This is a genomic window from Polynucleobacter sp. 39-46-10 (assembly GCF_002282275.1).
Map to the genome: position 1 here is coordinate 1 of NZ_NCJB01000049.1, position 16,953 is coordinate 16,953.

A 16,953-nucleotide genomic window follows, 5' to 3' on the forward strand; every position below is an offset into this window, starting at 1 on the left:
ACTCACCAAAACCCAAGATTTTACATTAAAGGACTAAAAAAGCCCAGTCGCTTGATAAATAGGGGAAAATTAGCCCATGAATCTGCTTTCTGCTGCCGCTAAGGTCAGCTCCCTCACGATGCTCTCCAGGATCACCGGACTTCTCCGGGAGACCCTGATTGCCCGTAGTTTTGGGGCCTCAGAGTGGACAGATGCCTTTAATGTGGCCTTCAGGCTCCCCAATTTACTACGCAGACTCTTCGCTGAAGGGGCCTTTTCCCAGGCATTTGTGCCGATTTTGGGGGAAATCTCCAGCAAGGGGGATGTAAAACAGTCCCAAATCCTCGTAAATGCAGTTGCTACGCTCTTATTTTGGGCTTTGCTGCTGACGGTACTCCTTGGGGTCATTGGCGCCCCACTGTTGATTCTGGCGATTGCTACGGGCTTTGAGGGCAGTCCAGCCTATGAGGCGAGCGTAGTCATGACCCGCATCATGTTTCCCTACATCGGCCTCATTTCGATGGTTTCCCTATCGGCCGGGATCCTGAATACCTTTGGCCGCTTTGCTGTACCAGCATTTACACCCGTTTTACTCAACTTAGCCCTTATCGGTAGCGCTATCTTTTTAGCGCCCCATCTTGAGCAGCCGATCTACGCCCTGAGCATCGGCGTACTGTTGGGCGGATTCTTGCAACTGGCGATTCAGGTTCCAGCACTCTCCCGCCTGGGTCTATTGCCTAAGGTGGGTCTTTTACCAGGCGCTATCAAGGCAGCCATTAAAAATCCAGAAGCAAGGCGTGTCATGAAATTAATGGGGCCGGCCGTATTTGCAGTCTCCGTTGCCCAAATTTCACTCATCATCAACACCAACATTGCCTCCCGTTTGCAGGCGGGCAGCGTATCTTGGCTCTCCTATGCAGATCGCCTGATGGAATTTCCAACAGCCCTCCTGGGGGTGGCACTTGGAACAGTCTTGCTACCAAGCCTGAGTAAGGCAAATGCGAAAAATGATTTGGTGCATGCTGGCGAGCTGTTGATTTGGGGATTGCAACTGACCTTTTTGCTAGCAGCGCCTTGCGCGCTTGTCCTCTTTATTTTTGGCGAGCCACTGGCAGCAGTTCTGTATCACTACGGTAAGTTCAATGCCTTGGACGTCTTGATGACACAGCGTGCACTAGCAGCTTATGGTGTTGGACTCATTGGCCTCATTTTGGTGAAAATCTTAGCCCCTGGTTTTTACTCACGCCAAGATATCCGCACACCAGTCAAGATTGGCCTACTGGTCTTGGTAGCAACCCAATTAGCCAATTTAGTTTTTGTTCCTTGGTTAGGACATGCAGGGCTTGCACTCTCCGTTGGCGCTGGCGCCTGCTTGAATGCCGCACTACTATGGGTAGGCCTACATCGACGTGGCGCCCTACCTAGCGCCGCTTGGTTGAAGTACTTAGGTCAACTCTTACTTGCCTTAATTCCCTTTGCATTCCTCTTGTATTACGCAGCTACTGCGCATGATTGGATTGCACTGCAATCTAGTCCCTGGATCCGCGTTGGATTACTAGCTGCCTGGTTAGCCGCTGCTGCAGTGATTTATTTTGCAGCTTTAGGGCTTGTTGGCATCCGCTGGCAAAAATTCCTACGTCATGCAAAATAGCTTTTATGCCAACACAACAACTCGACTATTTCACATCCCTCGTCGCTGAGGATGAGCACTTCCCCTTAACCGAGGCGGTAGTTGCGGTTGCACAACACGCCTACCCTGACCTCGATGTTCAAGGAGTCCTGGATCAGATTGATCAGTGGGGCAATAAACTCAAGCAACGCATTACTCCAGATACGCCACCGATTCAGCGTCTCCAGTTGCTTAAGCATTTCTTTTATAACGAGTTGGGCTTTGGTCCGAACCCGAATGACTTTTATGCGCCCGAGAATTCTTATCTCCATCAGATCATTGAGAATCGTCGTGGTATTCCAATCTCACTGGCCATCTTGATGATGGAACTCGGACAGCAAATAGGATTGAATATTCGCGGCGTGTCTTTCCCGAACCACTTCATGATGCGCATCTCCTTGCAACAAGGTGAAATCATCATTGATCCATTGAACGGCGAGTCGCTCTCCAAAAATCAATTGCAAGAAATGCTCGACCCATACTTGGATGCCAAAGGCTATCGCGGCGAGCTCAGTCTGCCACTCAATATTTTCTTGAGAGCCTCTAGTTCTCGAGAAATCCTTTCGCGCTTTATGAGAAACCTCAAAATGATTTATTCAGAAGATGAGCGTTGGGAGCGTCTTCTTGGAATCCAGGAACGTCTAGTGATCTTGTTACCAGACTCAACCGAAGAGGTTCGTGATCGTGGCTTGATCTTTGCGCAACTAGAGTACGTTCGCCCTGCAATAGCTGATCTGCATCGCTACTTAAGCGAAATGCCTGGCGCTGAAGACGCGGCAGACATTCGTGAGCACATCGCTACTCTCGAGAGTCAAACTAAACTGCATTAATTAGAGCTGCAGCTATTTCTCAAAAGATAGCCGCTTAAATCTTGCTAGATTTAATTCTTTTTACGTTGAAATATTTTGTACAAAGCAGCTAGCACGATTGGAATAGCTGCAGCACCAATACCAATCAACACAATCACATTCAGGTTTTGGCGAATGATGGGAATGTTGCCAAAGAAGTAGCCAGCAATAACCAAGCCAAAGACCCACAAGAGTGCGCCAGTCACATTGAATAACTGGAAGCGAGAAAAATTCATTGCAGAAACACCGGCAACAAACGGTGCAAAGGTACGAATGATCGGTAAAAAGCGCGCCACGATAATTGTTTTGCCGCCATGCTTCTCATAAAAAGAATGTGTCTTACGCAAAGCTGCCTGATCAATCCAGCGTGATTGACTACTAAAAATTCTTTCACCAATCCAACGGCCAATAAAGTAATTCACGGTATTACCAGAAATCGCGGCGATTAATAATCCAATGCAAAGCGTCCACAGATTGAAATGCTCAGTAGCGCAATAGGCCCCAGCAATGAACAGTAGTGAGTCACCTGGCAAAAAAGGAGCAACCACTAAGCCAGTCTCCGCAAACACGATGGCGAAGAGTAAGCCATAAGCCCAATAGCCGTATTGCTGAATCACTACGTCTAAATGACGATCAATGTGCAATAGCAAATCACCTAACTGCAATAAGGTATCGATCAAATCGTGCTCCATGTATTAGTTGCAAGGATATTAACAGGCTAGCAATACAGATTGAGACATTTCATTCCTATAATGCGGTATGCAAACTGAACTTCACATTCAGCCTACGCATTTATCTGATCAGCCAACCATACTCTGTATCGTTGGTCCCACAGGCGCAGGCAAAACCCATCTCGCAATGGCATTAGCTGAGCATGCCAAATCCATTGGTCAAACCGTTGAATTAATCAGTATGGACTCCGCCTTGGTATATCGCGGACTAGATATTGGCAGCGCTAAACCAACTAAGTTAGAGCAAGCAGCAGTTCAGCACCACCTGATCGATATCTTGGATCCTACCGAATCCTATTCTGCTGCGCGCTTCGCAAACGATGCCAAGCGACTATGCGAAGAAATTCGTGCGCGCGGAAATATTCCCGTTGTAGTGGGTGGCACGATGTTGTATTGGCGAGCCTGGGCATACGGCCTCTCCTCTCTACCGCCGGCTGATCCAGAGATCCGCGCCCGTCTCGATGAGCAAGGCAAGGCGATTGGCTGGCCTGCGATGCATGCTGAACTAGCCAAAGTAGACCCCGTTACCGCCACACGTTTACAGCCCAATGACTCTCAACGCGTGCAACGTGCTTTAGAGGTTTATGAAATTACCGGCAAACCCATGTCAGATCTATTGGCAGATTCGCCGAGCGAGGATGGCCGAGAAGGCTCTGCCATTCCGGAGTGGATTGGCCTGATCTCACTAGAGCCCAGCGATCGCTCGCGCCTCCATCAGAGCCTGGAAAAGCGCTTCGATGAAATGCTTGCTGGAGGATTATTAGAAGAGGTTCAATTGCTCAAAAAAAATCCAGATTTACATGGCGATCTACCAGCCATTCGCTCAGTAGGCTATCGACAAGTGTGGGAATATTTATCAGGGGAAGTAGATCACGCTGAAATGCGCTACAAAGCGTTGGCAGCTACCCGGCAGCTTGGTAAACGACAGTTGACTTGGTTGCGTGCGATTGCGGGAAGAAAAACATTTGACCCCTTCAACCCAGACGAGTTGAAGGCGGCCCTAGAGTACTGCAAGAAAAGCCTAACTAAATAGACTTATACCGTGCATTAAATAACGATGGTTTGTGGTGCACCAGCTGGGCGCTCTACAACCTCGCCAACAGTCCAAGCATGTAAACCTTCAGCCTTGAGCGATTGGATTGCAACATCCGCTTGGTCAGTAGACACAATCACCACCATGCCAATACCGCAGTTAAATACACGCACCATTTCTGCATCAGCTACGCCACCCTTCATCTGCAACCAGCGGAAGAGTTCCGGCATTTGCCAGCTATCACGATGTAATACAGCTTGCGTATTTTCTGGGAGTACGCGCGGCACGTTATCCACTAAACCACCGCCAGTAATATGGGCCATACCCTTCACATTAATTTCATTGATCAGCTTTAAGAGTGGCTTCACATAAATTTGCGTAGGAGCCATTACGACATCACCCAAGGGACGTCCCCCCAAATCATCATTTGGCTTTGCGCCAGCACGCTCAATAATTTTACGAACCAATGAATAGCCGTTGGAATGCGCGCCGCTCGAAGCAATTGCCAAAACGACATCGCCCGGGGCAATCGTTGCACCAGTAATGATTTTGGATTTTTCAACTGCACCAACAGCAAAGCCGGCCAAATCATATTCACCTGGGGGATACATACCAGGCATCTCAGCGGTTTCACCGCCAATGAGCGCACAACCAGATAACTCACAACCTTTAGCAATGCCGCCAACTACAGTTGCTGCAGTATCTACAGTGAGCTTGCCGCAGGCAAAGTAATCCAAGAAGAAGAGGGGTTCAGCACCCTGCACCAAAATGTCGTTTACACTCATTGCCACCAAATCTTGACCGATCGTATCGTGACGGTTCCACTCAAAGGCTAATCTAAGCTTTGTACCAACACCATCGGTACCCGATACCAGCACCGGCTCTTTATAGCGCTTTGGCACCTCAAATAGGGCGCCAAAGCCGCCAATCCCAGCCAATACGCCTTCGCGCATGGTTTTCTTGGCTAAGGGCTTAATACGATCAACCAAATCATCCCCAGCGTCGATATCGACACCAGCGTCACGGTAGGAAAGGCCTTTGGAGGAAGAATTGGTAGATGAGTTCATGGCAGAAATAGAAGATTAGTAAGAAACGCTACTTGGTCGGTAGAATCATTGAATTCTAGAGGATTCGAGCACGATGGCTGAAATTTTTACCCCTTTTTTAACCGCATTTATTCTGGCTTATGCCTTACGCCCAGTTTGCTTGTGGCTTGAGAGGCATAGCCTACCCCGCGCGCTAGCCGCTGGGATTGCGATGATTGTTGGCCTGGCAGTCGTATTTTCGATTTTGACCCTCTTTATCACCCTCCTTAAAACTGAAATTCCCCTCATCAAGACTCAATTTCCAACCTGGATCCAAAATACCCAATCTTGGCTTGGGCCCAAATTAAGCGAATTTCACATCAATGTGGATTGGGGCACCCTCAAAACCAGCGCTACCCAAAAGATTACCGAGCACTTTAACGACAATTCTGATGCCCTCATGTCCTCCACACTGGAGACGGTTCTGACATCTGGCAGCTCTGTGATTGCTGGCTTCGTAAATGCAGTCCTAATTTTGTTTGTGATGTTTTATTTGCTGATCGATTGGGATCATTTTTTTCAGCTGGTCAGAAAAATTGTTCCGCTGCGTGCGCAAGAAACTGTTCATCACCTAGCTTTGCATGCGGATGGTCTGCTATCGCAATATCTCCGAGGCATGCTGATCGTCATTTCCATCATGTCTATTTTTTATAGCGTTGGCTTAAGCGTGATCGGCATTAAAGGCGCCACAGCATTAGGCGTCTTCACTGCGCTGATGATTGTGATTCCCTACATTGGCATTGCCTTGGGCTTCACCCTGACTATCCTTGCAGCCCTTTTACAATTTGGGCCTGGCGGTGCAATCATCAGCGTCCTGGTGCTATATGGCCTGGGTCAATTCATTGAAGGTTTCTTCCTCACGCCTCGCCTAGTGGGCGAGCGTATTGGTCTTCATCCAGTTGCCGTTCTCTTTGCCTTACTGCTGTTTGGAAATTTATTTGGCTTCTTTGGCGTTCTACTTGCATTGCCAACAAGTGCAGTTGGCTTAGTGCTTCTGCAATATGGTTGGTCACGCTATACGCAAAGCCCGTGGTATCAAAAGTAAGCATCCGCAGTAATGAATAGCCCCTCACTACCAAAACAGTTTGCGCTCGACATCGGTCATACGCCTAAACCCAGCTTAAGTAATTTTTTAGCCGGAGAAAATCTAGCTCTGCACTCTACTTTGTTAGCTTTAGCTAAATCCTGGCAAATACATGCTCCAAGACAAGCTGGTGAAAACCCCCTAAATCAACGCTGGATCTATTGGTGGGGGCCAGAAGGCTCTGGTCGCACCCATTTACTCAGCGCCATTGGTGATGCCGCCCAGCAACTAGGGCTGAAGCACTTTCTCCTCGCCCCCAATGAACCCATTTCTTGGGTACGTCTGGAAGAAAGTCTGCCCGCCCTCTGCGTGAGCGATACACCATCGGTCATTACCGTTGATGACGTAGATCGGCTCGATGAGCGCTTGGTAGCCTCTTTATTTCGCATTCTGAATGCCATTCAGGGCAGCAAAGCAGTTCATATTTTTATGGCTGGCAATGCAGCCCCTGGCGCATTAAGGCTCAGAGAAGACCTTCGCACCCGCCTGGGGTGGGGTTTGATCTTTCAAACTCACCTTTTGGGCGATGATGAGAAAATAGAGGCACTACAACAAGCGGCGCAAGCGCGCGGCTTGGTTTTATCGCCAGATGTATTACCTTGGTTATTAAATCGCTTCTATCGCGATATGCCCAACCTAATGGCCTTGATTGATGCTTTGGATGCTTATTCACTAGAAACAAAACGTGCTGTCACTTTGCCTCTCGTACGAGAGCTCTTGCAGCCAAAATAAATTAATTCATATTCAATTCGTGACCCAATTAGCCCTTTTCGACTTAGATCACACTCTTCTCCCCTGCGATAGCGATTACGAATGGGGTCAATTCTTGGCACGCATTGGCGTAGTGGATAGTAAGTACTATGCCCAGCAAAATGAACGCTTCTACCAAGATTACAAAGATGGCAAGCTCAACATCCAAGAGTTTTTGCGCTTTGCTTTAAAGCCACTCTCAGAACATTCTCGCGAACAACTCAAAGAGTGGCATGACGCTTTTATGAAAGAAGTAATTACTGGTCAACTGCGTCAACATGCGATTGATCTAGTCAAACGCCACCAAGATGCTGGTGATCTTTGCTGCGTTGTCACTGCAACCAATAGCTTTGTTACTCGCCCTATCGTGGAGAGTTTTGGTATCGAACATCTCGTAGCCACTGAACCTGCCACTGTGGGGGATAACCCTCTTGCTGATTTCACTGGCGAAGTCAAAGGTATTCCGAGTTTTCGGGAAGGCAAGATTCAACGAGTGCATGATTGGCTTGCCACTCAAAATCTCGCACTGAATCAGATGCCACAAAGTTATTTTTATTCAGATTCCATGAACGATTTACCTCTCCTGGAAAAAGTTAGCAATCCTGTTGCTACCAATCCAGATGCTCGCCTACGTGATGAAGCTTCAAAACGTCACTGGCCCATACTTGAACTGTTTGCATGATTACCAAATTTATTAAACGTATTTTGCGTCGTGACCCGATGGTCCGACATACTGCAGCCCATACTTCTGGCGCGCCGAAACGAATCCCTAAAAAATCTCACCGCATTGACCCGCATTTGCTATCTAAAAATGCCGTGAAGGTGACCCAAACATTGCAGCAGGCTGGCTATGATGCTTTTATTGTCGGTGGCGCAGTTCGAGATTTGGCTTTAGGAATTGGTCCAAAAGATTTTGATGTGGCAACTAATGCAACACCAGAGCAGGTACAAAAGTTATTCCGCAAGGCGCGCCTGATTGGTCGTCGCTTTCAGATTGTGCATGTGACTTTCTTTGGCAAAGGCCAACCTGAAATCATTGAGGTATCTACCTTCAGAGCCCTATTGGAGAACGCTGGCGAGCATGTCGCTGAAAATGGCCGCATCCTGCGTGACAACGTTTGGGGCAGCCAACATGAAGATGCTGCACGCAGAGATTTCAGTATTAATGCGATGTACTACGATCCCGCAACTGAAACCGTGCTCGACTATCACGGCGGTATGGCTGATATGCAGAAGAAAACTTTGCGGATGATTGGTGATCCCGCTAAGCGCTATCGCGAAGATCCGATACGGATGTTGCGCGCCATTCGTTTTGCTGCCAAAACAGGCTTCACTCTAGATACCGCTACGCGCGCACCTATCGATAAATTGGGTAAGTTGATTCATGACGTTCCATCTGCTCGCCTCTTTGATGAAATCCTCAAGCTACTCATGTCCGGTTATTCATGGGCCGCAATTCAAGGCTTGAAAGATGCAGGACTACACCATGGCCTCCTACCTTTACTCGATCACATCCTGGATCAAAGTGCAGACTCCAAAGAAGCAAATAATTTTGTTCGCATTGCCCTCGCCAATACTGATCAGCGCATTCAATCAGGCAAAAGCGTTTCAGCTGGCTTCTTATTTGCGACTTTGTTATGGCCGGACCTGCTAAGTAATTGGAAAAAGAATATCGCCAAAGGAATTTCCAACATTCCCGCACTGCATGATGCGATGGATGAAACCATTGCAAGTCAAAGTAGTGGCATGGTGATCCAGCGTCGCTTCGAAAGTGATATGCGGGAAATCTGGTCTATGCAGCCCCGCTTTGAAAAGCGTGTTGGACGCTACCCCTATCGCCTGATTGAATCCCCACGCTTTAGAGCGGGTTATGATTTTATGTTGTTGCGCTGCGCTACCGGCGAGAAAAACCCATCCCTAGGTCAATGGTGGAGTGATTTCATCGCTACCGATCTAGATGGTCAAGAAGCTTTAATGGCTAGCGTCAAAAATGAGACTGGCAATAGCGCTGCACCCGCAAAACGCCGCCGCCGCAGAAAACCCAAATCTGCTGCGCCCACTGAGGGTGCAATGGACTAAGCAGACTTGAGAAAAATTCAGTAAAGTAGATTCGGTAGTTTCGCGTAATTTCTCTCGTTTGGAATAAGCATGGCTCGAGCTTTTATTGGATTTGGTGGCAATATCGGTGACACACGTCAGCTTATTACTGATGCGATCGTGTGCCTTGCGCAGCGCTGCGAACTCCAAATCCTAGCCAAAAGCTGCTTCTACCAAAGCGCGCCCTTTCAAGCTACCGGGGGCGACTATATTAATTCTGTGATTGAAATTGAAACGCAACTCAGCCCTTATGGCTTATTGCATGTCTGTCAAGCAGTAGAGCAGGAGTTCGGCCGTGAGCGTCCCTATGCAAATGCACCCCGCACGATTGATTTGGACATTCTGGCATTTGAAGGTGTAACTCAAACAGATACTGAGCTCACCATTCCCCACCCTCGAATCATTGAGCGCTCTTTTGTTCTATTGCCTTTGCTGGAAATTGCCCCAGATTTCTTTTTGCCCAATTGGGGTGAACTCAAGTCCTACTTACCTAATGTAGCTGATCAGCGCATTGAAAAACTCCCTTGCCGCAACTGTAATTGCGTTGAAAAAGACGTTTATAGCCAATCAGCGCATTAATTCATTAAACTCACGCCATGGGTTACTTACAAGGCGAAAAGCCAATTACGATTTCTAAGCTCCTCTCCATGCGTGCTGAGGGTGAAAAAATTGCTATGCTGACGGCATACGATTCAACGATGTCCGCCTTACTAAATCGCTGCGGAGTCGAAACCATCCTGATTGGGGATTCCCTTGGCAATGTGATTCAAGGTCACTCTAGTACAACACCCGTTACTGTTGAACAAGTGGCGTATCACACCGAATGTGTAGCCCGCGCCAACTCTCATGCCTTCATCATTGCCGATCTCCCTTTTGCCAGCTATGGCGATCCTGTTCAAGCCTTAGATTCATCAGCAGAACTGATGCGTGCCGGCGCTGATATGGTTAAGCTTGAAGGTGGTGATTGGCAAATCGACATCATTCAGTATTTAGTGGAACGCAGTGTTCCTGTTTGTGCGCACCTGGGTTTACTACCTCAGTCCGTTCATATTTTGGGTGGCTATAAAGTTCAAGGTAAATCAAAAGATGCTGCAAGCCTCATGCTTGAACAAGCCATTGCTTGCGAGCAAGCTGGTGCACAAATGATCGTTCTTGAGGCAATTCCATCTTCATTGGGCAAACTTATTACCGAATCACTTTCCATCCCCACCATTGGAATTGGTGCGGGAGCAGATTGCTCTGGCCAAGTATTGGTACTGCAAGATATGTTGGGCATCAGCCCTGGAAAACCACCAAAGTTTGTCAAAAACTTTTTGGATGGTCATGCCTCAATTGAGGCGGCAGTCAAAGCCTATGTTCGAGAAGTGAAATCCGGAAAGTTCCCCGGACCCGAACATGGCTTTGCTGGATAAGCTTGAATTACTAGTTAACTAAAAAAACTCTTTACACCGTCAAACCAACCCTTTTGATGTGGGTTGTGCTTATCGCCACCTGACTTCAGGCTGTCATCAAACTTCTTCAGTAATTTTTTCTGCTCATCAGTCAACTTAACCGGAGTCTCAACGGCAACATGCACAAAGAGATCGCCCACCATCGTAGAGCGCAATCCTTTAATTCCTTTGTTGCGCAAACGGAATGTTTTGCCAGTCTGCGTACCCTCAGGAATCGGAAACTCCACACGTCCTGAAAGCGTTGGCACTTCAATATCACCACCAATCGTTGCAGTTGCAAACGAGATTGGCATTTGGACATGCAAATCACTGCCATCACGCTCAAACACCTTATGGGGTTTCACTCTCACTTCGACATAGAGATCTCCAGAGGGTCCGCCATTGACGCCTGGCTCGCCGTTTCCAACAGAGCGCACGCGCATGCCGTCATCTATACCCGCAGGGATTTTGATTTCGAGTGTTTTTTGTTCTTTGTGCTTACCGCTACCATGGCAAGTTTTGCATGGCTTAGGAATGTACTCGCCCGTACCGCGGCACTTGGGACAAGTTTGCTGCATTGAGAAGAATCCTTGTTGGATACGAACTTGACCATGACCATCGCAAGTAGTACATCTCTCGGCTTTGCTACCAGGCTCTGCGCCAGTTCCGTGACATGGCTTGCAGTCACTCCAACTTGGTACCCGAATTTGCGTGGTGTAACCCTCAGCAGCTTGCTCGAGGGTGATTTCCATGTTGTAACGTAAATCAGCACCCTTATAAACCTGAGGTCCTGACTGACGTCCACCACCTTGGCCAAAAATGTCGCCGAAGATATCGCCGAAGGCATCCGCAAAACCACCACCGCCAAAACCGCCGCCGCCAAACCCACTCGATTGATCCACGCCCGCATGACCATATTGATCATAAGCGGCTCGCTTATTGGGATCCGTGAGGGTTTCGTACGCCTCTTTAACTTCTTTGAATTGCGCTTCCGCCGTTTTGCTATCGGGATTGCGATCAGGGTGATGCTTCATCGCCATTTTTCGATAAGCTTTTTTTAGCTCCTCATCGCCGGCACCTTTCGCAACACCAAGCACTTCGTAATAATCGCGTTTACTTTTAGGCACAAAATTCCTCTCAACAACCTGAATGACACAAGTCGGCACGAGGCCGACTTGTTATTTAAGCACTTCTAAACTACGTTAAATGACTTTCAATATAAGGGATTACTTCTTGTCATCCACTTCTTTGAAGTCTGCATCCACTACGTCAGCATCCGGAGCGGCGGCTTGCGCGCCACCAGGGGCTGCGCCAGGAGTGGCACCACTAGCTTTAGCTTGTTCAGCAGCCATAGCTTTTTCGCCCAACTTCTGACTTGCCTTGCCCAAAGCCTCAGTCTTAGCTTCAATTGCAGCCTTATCGCTACCCTTGATTGCCTCATCCAATTCTTTCAAAGCAGCTTCAATTGCTTCTTTCTCAGAAGCCTCTAAAGCAGAACCATGCTCTTCCAAAGCTTTCTTGGTTGAATGGGCCAAAGCATCAGCAGTGTTACGCGCCGTTACCAATTCCAATGCTTTTTTATCTTCATCGGCATTTGCTTCAGCATCTTTCACCATGCGTTGAATTTCTTCTTCAGTTAAACCAGAGTTTGCCTTGATAGTGATCTTATTTTCTTTGCCAGTCGTCTTGTCCTTTGCAGCTACGTGCAAAATACCGTTAGCATCGATATCAAAAGTCACTTCAATTTGTGGCATACCGCGTTGCGCTGGAGCAATACCTTCCAAATTAAACTCACCGAGTAATTTATTAGCAGCAGCCATCTCACGCTCACCCTGGAAACACTTAATGGTTACCGCAGGCTGGTTATCTTCCGCTGTGGAGTAAACCTGTGAATGCTTGGTAGGAATAGTTGTGTTCTTCGGAATCATCTTAGTCATCACGCCACCCAAGGTTTCGATACCCAATGACAATGGGGTTACGTCCAAGAGCAATACGTCTTTACGATCGCCAGACAACACAGAGCCCTGAATAGCTGCACCAACAGCAACCGCTTCGTCAGGGTTCACGTCTTTACGTGGCTCTTTACCGAAGATCTCTTTTACCTTGTCCTGAACAGCAGGCATGCGGGTTTGACCACCAACCAAAATGACGTCATCAATGTCAGCTACATTCACGCCGGCATCTTTGATAGCAGTTAAGCAAGGACCAGCCGTACGGTTGATCAACTCTTCTACCAAAGACTCCAACTTGGCGCGAGTAAGCTTCAAGTTCAAATGCTTAGGACCGCCTGCATCAGCAGTCACGTATGGCAAATTGATTTCAGTTTGTTGTGCAGATGACAACTCGATCTTGGCTTTTTCAGCAGCGTCTTTCAAACGTTGCAATGCCAATACGTCTTTACTCAAATCTACGCCTTGCTCTTTCTTGAACTCAGCAATAATCCAATCAATGATGCGTTGGTCAAAGTCTTCGCCACCCAAGAAGGTATCGCCGTTAGTAGAGAGCACTTCAAACTGCTTCTCACCGTCAACGTTAGCAATCTCAATAATGGATACGTCGAACGTACCGCCGCCCAAGTCATACACAGCGATCTTACGATCTACTTTGTCTTGCTTGTCTAAGCCAAACGCTAATGCCGCTGCAGTTGGCTCATTGATGATGCGCTTCACATCTAAACCAGCGATACGGCCAGCATCTTTCGTTGCTTGACGTTGGCTATCGTTGAAGTAAGCGGGAACAGTAATCACTGCCTCAGTCACTTCTTCACCGAGATAATCTTCGGCAGTCTTTTTCATTTTGCGCAGAATTTCTGCTGACACTTGTTGTGGTGCCATTTTTTTATCGCGCGCTTCAACCCAAGCATCACCGTTATCCGCCTGAACAATCTTGTAAGGCATCAAACCGATATCTTTTTGTACTTCAGCATCGGTAAATTTACGGCCCATCAAACGCTTCACTGCATAGATGGTGTTTTTAGGATTGGTAACTGATTGGCGTTTTGCAGGCGCGCCAACCAACACTTCACCGTCTTCAACGTAAGCAATGATGGATGGTCAACGTAAGCAATGATGGATGGAGTTGTACGACCGCCTTCAGCATTCTCAACAACTTTAGGTGCATTGTTTTCTACAACCGAAACGCACGAGTTCGTGGTCCCTAAGTCAATTCCGATAATCTTTCCCATAATGGCTCCAAAAATTAAGTTATGTGTAATTTCGTAATACTGCGGATAAATCGATATTCAATAAATGGGGTCAAAAAGAGGGAATTCAAGGGCTAAAAAGCAAAAAAGGCAGATTTCTGCCTTTTTATCCCGCTATTTCATCAAAAATCCCCGGTTTAGGGGTTTGAATACCCTATTTGGGCGCGCTCACGGTTACTAAGGCTGGACGCAGAATCCGATCAGCGATGGAGTAACCCCTCTGAAGCACTGAAACTACAGTATTGGCTTCTTGATCCGAAGGCACGGAGGCAATAGCTTGATGGTGGTGAGGGTCAAACTTATCGCCTACAGCAGGATTGATCTCGGTCATACGGCCTTTTTCAAAGGCTGAGAGCAGTTGTTTCAGGGTGATCTCCAAGCCTTCTTTAAAGGCTTTGGCATCGACTGCCTCTGCGTTCAAGGCTGCGTACAAGCTATCCGTTACTGGCACGAGATGCTCAGCAAAACTCTCAATCGCAAACTTATGCGCCTTAGAGATGTCTTCAGCAGCACGGCGGCGAATGTTTTCACCTTCGGCCTTGGCGCGGAGATAGTTATCTTGCATCTCTGTTAACTTTTGATTCAACTCTGCAATATCTTGCTCTGGGGTCTTTACTTCATCGGGTGCATTAGCTGCATCGGCACTACCCTCAGTCCGAGGATCGGCGGCAATATTTTCCTGCTCAGGAGATGGATTTTGATTTTCTTGGGTCATGGGTACAAATTCACTTTTCTATCAGAATGGCTACTTCTCAACAATATGGGGCCGATTAACGCAATTTCAAGTGCACTGGTTTTTAAGCAATTCTGGCTTTAGCCAACTCAACCAAGCGGTCACGTTCCTGCAATACTGCATCAGACTCTACGCCCAAGCTCCAACCAGATAAATGCTGCTGGGCAATGTCATACATCGCATCAATCCATTTTGGGTTGCTATTGAGACAAGGTATGTAGCGGTAATCCTTACCACCATGCTCCAAAAAGATCTCGCGTGCTTCCATAGCAATCTCTTCTAGAGTCTCAAGGCAATCCGCCGGAAAGCCTGGACAAAAAATATCGACTCGCTTGCAACCTTGTTTACCCAGCTCTTCAATCATTGGAGCGGTGTAAGGCTTAAGCCACTCGGCTTTACCAAAGCGAGATTGGAAAGTGACCAAGTATTGTCCAGGCTCTAGGCCTAAAGACTCACCAAGCAGACGACCAGTTTTCAAGCACTCACAATGATAGGGATCGCCTTTCATTAAATTGCGCTTAGGCAGGCCATGAAAAGACATCACAAGGCGATCTCCAGCAGCGAAATCTGGGCGTCCATTCTTGTCCCATGCGCCGAGCACTTGGTCGCGTAGTGCAGTGATGTAAGCAGGGTTGTCGTGATAGTGCTTTACCAAGCGCAGCTCAGGTTGGTTACGCCAAGTTCCGAGAACACGAAACACTTCATCAAAACTGGAAGCCGTTGTTGTCGCCGAATACTGCGGATACAGCGGCAGTAACAAGAGACGTTCCATGCCCTGTGCCTGCAAGGCTTCCAGAGCTTGCTGTGTTGAAGGCTCACCATAACGCATAGCTAAATCCACCAACACGACCTCACCGTGATTAGCAAATTTCTCACCCAACTCTTTGGCTTGCAGACGTGAGTAATGCATCAATGGGGAACCTAATTTTGGCAACCAAATGGAGGCGTATTTCTTTGCAGATGCACCACTACGAATCGGCAAAATAATGCCGTTCAAAATGCACCACCAAATAATGCGGGGAATTTCTACGACACGGGGATCGGATAGAAATTCTTTTAAATAAGACCTCACTGCTTTAGCAGTTGGTGCAGATGGAGTGCCTAAGTTCAGCAATAGCACTGCTGTCTTAGAGGGGCGTAAGTGGGGATTTTGATTCAAGAGGGATCCATCGTAAAAAGAGAACTAAAAAAATAATGGCTATTAAAAGTTCACTGGGGAACTTAATGCGCCTGATAACAACTTAGAGGTGATATCGACAATCGGAATCACCCGATCGTATGCCATGCGAGTGGGGCCAATAACGCCGAGAGTTCCAACCACCTGACCATCCACACTATAGGGTGCGCTAATGACCGCCAAATCTTCGTATGGCAGTAAATCACTTTCACCGCCAATAAAGATTTGAATACCGTCTGCATGACTCGACACATCCAGTAGCTGCATGAGTACCGACTTTTGCTCCAGCATGTCGAACATCTTGCGCAGCTTATCTAAATTGGTGCTGAGGTCACCGACATTCAGCAGGCGTCGCTCGCCAGAAAGCAGCATATCCCCTTGACCCATGCCGTAATCACTAACGCCGCTGTGCAGCGCCAAGGCCATCAAACCAGAAATATCACTACGCAGGTTATCCAGATCGGAGGCAAGGTGTGCGCGTACCTCAGCAAAACTCTTGCCGGCAAATTGCGTATTGATGTAATTGCCCGCTTCCACCAGCTGACTTGGGGTGTAGTCCTGCATAGTAGGGAGGATGCGGTTTTGCACATCGCCCTCAGGGGTCACCATGATGAGCAAAATCTTGCCTTCGCCAAGGCGCAAAAACTCGATGTGCTTGAATACTTGTGCTCGCTTGGGCGTCATCACTACCCCGGCAAAATGGGTCAAATTAGACAGAATTTGAGCAGCAGAGTTCAGCACCCTTTGTGGAGAGTCGGGCAAAAGCCCTTTTTCCATCTCACGGGCAGCGATTTCCTCTAAAGGGCGAACCGTCACCATCGTATCCACGAAGAGACGATAGCCTCTTGGGGTTGGTATGCGACCGGCAGATGTATGGGGGCTGGTGACCAGGCCCATTTCCTCTAAATCCGCCATGACATTACGAATCGTGGCCGCAGAAAGATCCAGCCCCGAGAAACGAGACAGGGTGCGAGAGCCAATAGGCTGCCCCTCTTCGATATAGCGCTCGATAAGGGTTTTCAGTAAGGCGCGGGAACGATCATCCATAGTGGAAGGGATTTTATGCGTATGGTTTAATCGTTATATGTTAAGCCCATCCCCAAATTCCAGCAAAAAGGCATTTAGCCGGGTTGCG

General features: G+C 47.9%; 15 protein-coding genes and 1 pseudogene. 9 read left to right on the forward strand and 7 right to left on the reverse strand.

Features of this window, described 5'->3' with window-relative positions; genetic code table 11:
* Positions 1–76: 76 nt before the first annotated feature.
* Both murJ and B7X71_RS06085 read left to right on the forward strand, forming a co-directional pair.
* On the forward strand, positions 77–1,630 hold the full coding sequence (gene murJ / locus B7X71_RS06080) for a murein biosynthesis integral membrane protein MurJ (protein WP_293597590.1): 1,554 nt from the start codon (positions 77–79) through the stop codon (positions 1,628–1,630).
* A gap of 5 nt (positions 1,631–1,635) precedes the next feature.
* Positions 1,636–2,478 (forward strand): tetratricopeptide repeat protein, encoded by an 843-nt coding sequence (locus B7X71_RS06085; RefSeq protein WP_293597591.1) that lies wholly within the window; start codon positions 1,636–1,638, stop codon positions 2,476–2,478.
* A gap of 50 nt (positions 2,479–2,528) precedes the next feature.
* Here B7X71_RS06085 and B7X71_RS06090 read toward each other — a convergent pair whose 3' ends face one another.
* Positions 2,529–3,188, reverse strand: coding sequence for a DedA family protein (locus B7X71_RS06090; RefSeq protein ID WP_293597592.1), 660 nt, complete (start codon positions 3,186–3,188; stop codon positions 2,529–2,531).
* A 67-nt stretch (positions 3,189–3,255) separates the two neighbouring features.
* Between B7X71_RS06090 and miaA the strand changes: the two genes are divergently transcribed.
* Positions 3,256–4,260 (forward strand): tRNA (adenosine(37)-N6)-dimethylallyltransferase MiaA, encoded by a 1,005-nt coding sequence (gene miaA, locus B7X71_RS06095; protein WP_293597593.1) that lies wholly within the window; start codon positions 3,256–3,258, stop codon positions 4,258–4,260.
* A 14-nt stretch (positions 4,261–4,274) separates the two neighbouring features.
* On the opposite strand, the gene purM is transcribed toward miaA, so the two are convergent.
* Positions 4,275–5,327 carry a phosphoribosylformylglycinamidine cyclo-ligase gene (gene purM / locus B7X71_RS06100; RefSeq protein ID WP_293597594.1) on the reverse strand — a complete coding sequence of 351 codons (1,053 nt, stop codon included), beginning with the start codon at positions 5,325–5,327 and terminating at the stop codon, positions 4,275–4,277.
* Positions 5,328–5,400: 73 nt separating this feature from the next.
* On the opposite strand from purM, the gene B7X71_RS06105 reads away from it, so the two are divergent.
* The 6 genes from B7X71_RS06105 to panB all read left to right on the forward strand — a co-directional run bounded on the left by B7X71_RS06105 (position 5,401) and on the right by panB (position 10,688).
* Positions 5,401–6,390 carry an AI-2E family transporter gene (locus tag B7X71_RS06105; RefSeq protein WP_293597595.1) on the forward strand — a complete coding sequence of 330 codons (990 nt, stop codon included), beginning with the start codon at positions 5,401–5,403 and terminating at the stop codon, positions 6,388–6,390.
* Positions 6,391–6,402: 12 nt separating this feature from the next.
* Complete coding sequence (hda, locus tag B7X71_RS06110; RefSeq protein WP_293597596.1) at positions 6,403–7,161, forward strand: DnaA regulatory inactivator Hda; 759 nt, start codon at positions 6,403–6,405, stop codon at positions 7,159–7,161.
* A gap of 19 nt (positions 7,162–7,180) precedes the next feature.
* Positions 7,181–7,861, forward strand: a complete 681-nt coding sequence (locus tag B7X71_RS06115; protein ID WP_293597597.1) for an HAD family hydrolase — start codon at positions 7,181–7,183, stop codon at positions 7,859–7,861.
* Positions 7,858–9,258, forward strand: a complete 1,401-nt coding sequence (gene pcnB, locus B7X71_RS06120) for a polynucleotide adenylyltransferase PcnB (protein ID WP_293597598.1) — start codon at positions 7,858–7,860, stop codon at positions 9,256–9,258. The genes B7X71_RS06115 and pcnB overlap by 4 nt, the downstream gene beginning before the upstream one ends.
* Positions 9,259–9,327: 69 nt before the next feature.
* On the forward strand, positions 9,328–9,855 hold the full coding sequence (gene folK / locus B7X71_RS06125; protein ID WP_293597599.1) for a 2-amino-4-hydroxy-6-hydroxymethyldihydropteridine diphosphokinase: 528 nt from the start codon (positions 9,328–9,330) through the stop codon (positions 9,853–9,855).
* A 17-nt stretch (positions 9,856–9,872) separates the two neighbouring features.
* Positions 9,873–10,688 (forward strand): 3-methyl-2-oxobutanoate hydroxymethyltransferase, encoded by an 816-nt coding sequence (panB, locus tag B7X71_RS06130; protein ID WP_293597600.1) that lies wholly within the window; start codon positions 9,873–9,875, stop codon positions 10,686–10,688.
* Positions 10,689–10,702: 14 nt separating this feature from the next.
* Here panB and dnaJ read toward each other — a convergent pair whose 3' ends face one another.
* From dnaJ to hrcA, 5 genes and pseudogenes are all read right to left on the reverse strand, one after another.
* Positions 10,703–11,833: a molecular chaperone DnaJ gene (gene dnaJ, locus B7X71_RS06135; protein ID WP_293597601.1), complete on the reverse strand. Its 1,131-nt coding sequence runs from the start codon at positions 11,831–11,833 to the stop codon at positions 10,703–10,705.
* Positions 11,834–11,932: 99 nt separating this feature from the next.
* A pseudogene (gene dnaK, locus B7X71_RS06140) lies at positions 11,933–13,890 on the reverse strand (molecular chaperone DnaK).
* A 172-nt stretch (positions 13,891–14,062) separates the two neighbouring features.
* Positions 14,063–14,623 carry a nucleotide exchange factor GrpE gene (gene grpE, locus B7X71_RS06145; protein ID WP_293597603.1) on the reverse strand — a complete coding sequence of 187 codons (561 nt, stop codon included), beginning with the start codon at positions 14,621–14,623 and terminating at the stop codon, positions 14,063–14,065.
* Positions 14,624–14,705: 82 nt separating this feature from the next.
* Complete coding sequence (hemH, locus tag B7X71_RS06150) at positions 14,706–15,800, reverse strand: ferrochelatase (RefSeq protein WP_293597604.1); 1,095 nt, start codon at positions 15,798–15,800, stop codon at positions 14,706–14,708.
* A 42-nt stretch (positions 15,801–15,842) separates the two neighbouring features.
* Positions 15,843–16,865: a heat-inducible transcriptional repressor HrcA gene (gene hrcA, locus B7X71_RS06155; protein ID WP_293597605.1), complete on the reverse strand. Its 1,023-nt coding sequence runs from the start codon at positions 16,863–16,865 to the stop codon at positions 15,843–15,845.
* Between the last annotated feature and the right edge of the window lie 88 nt (positions 16,866–16,953).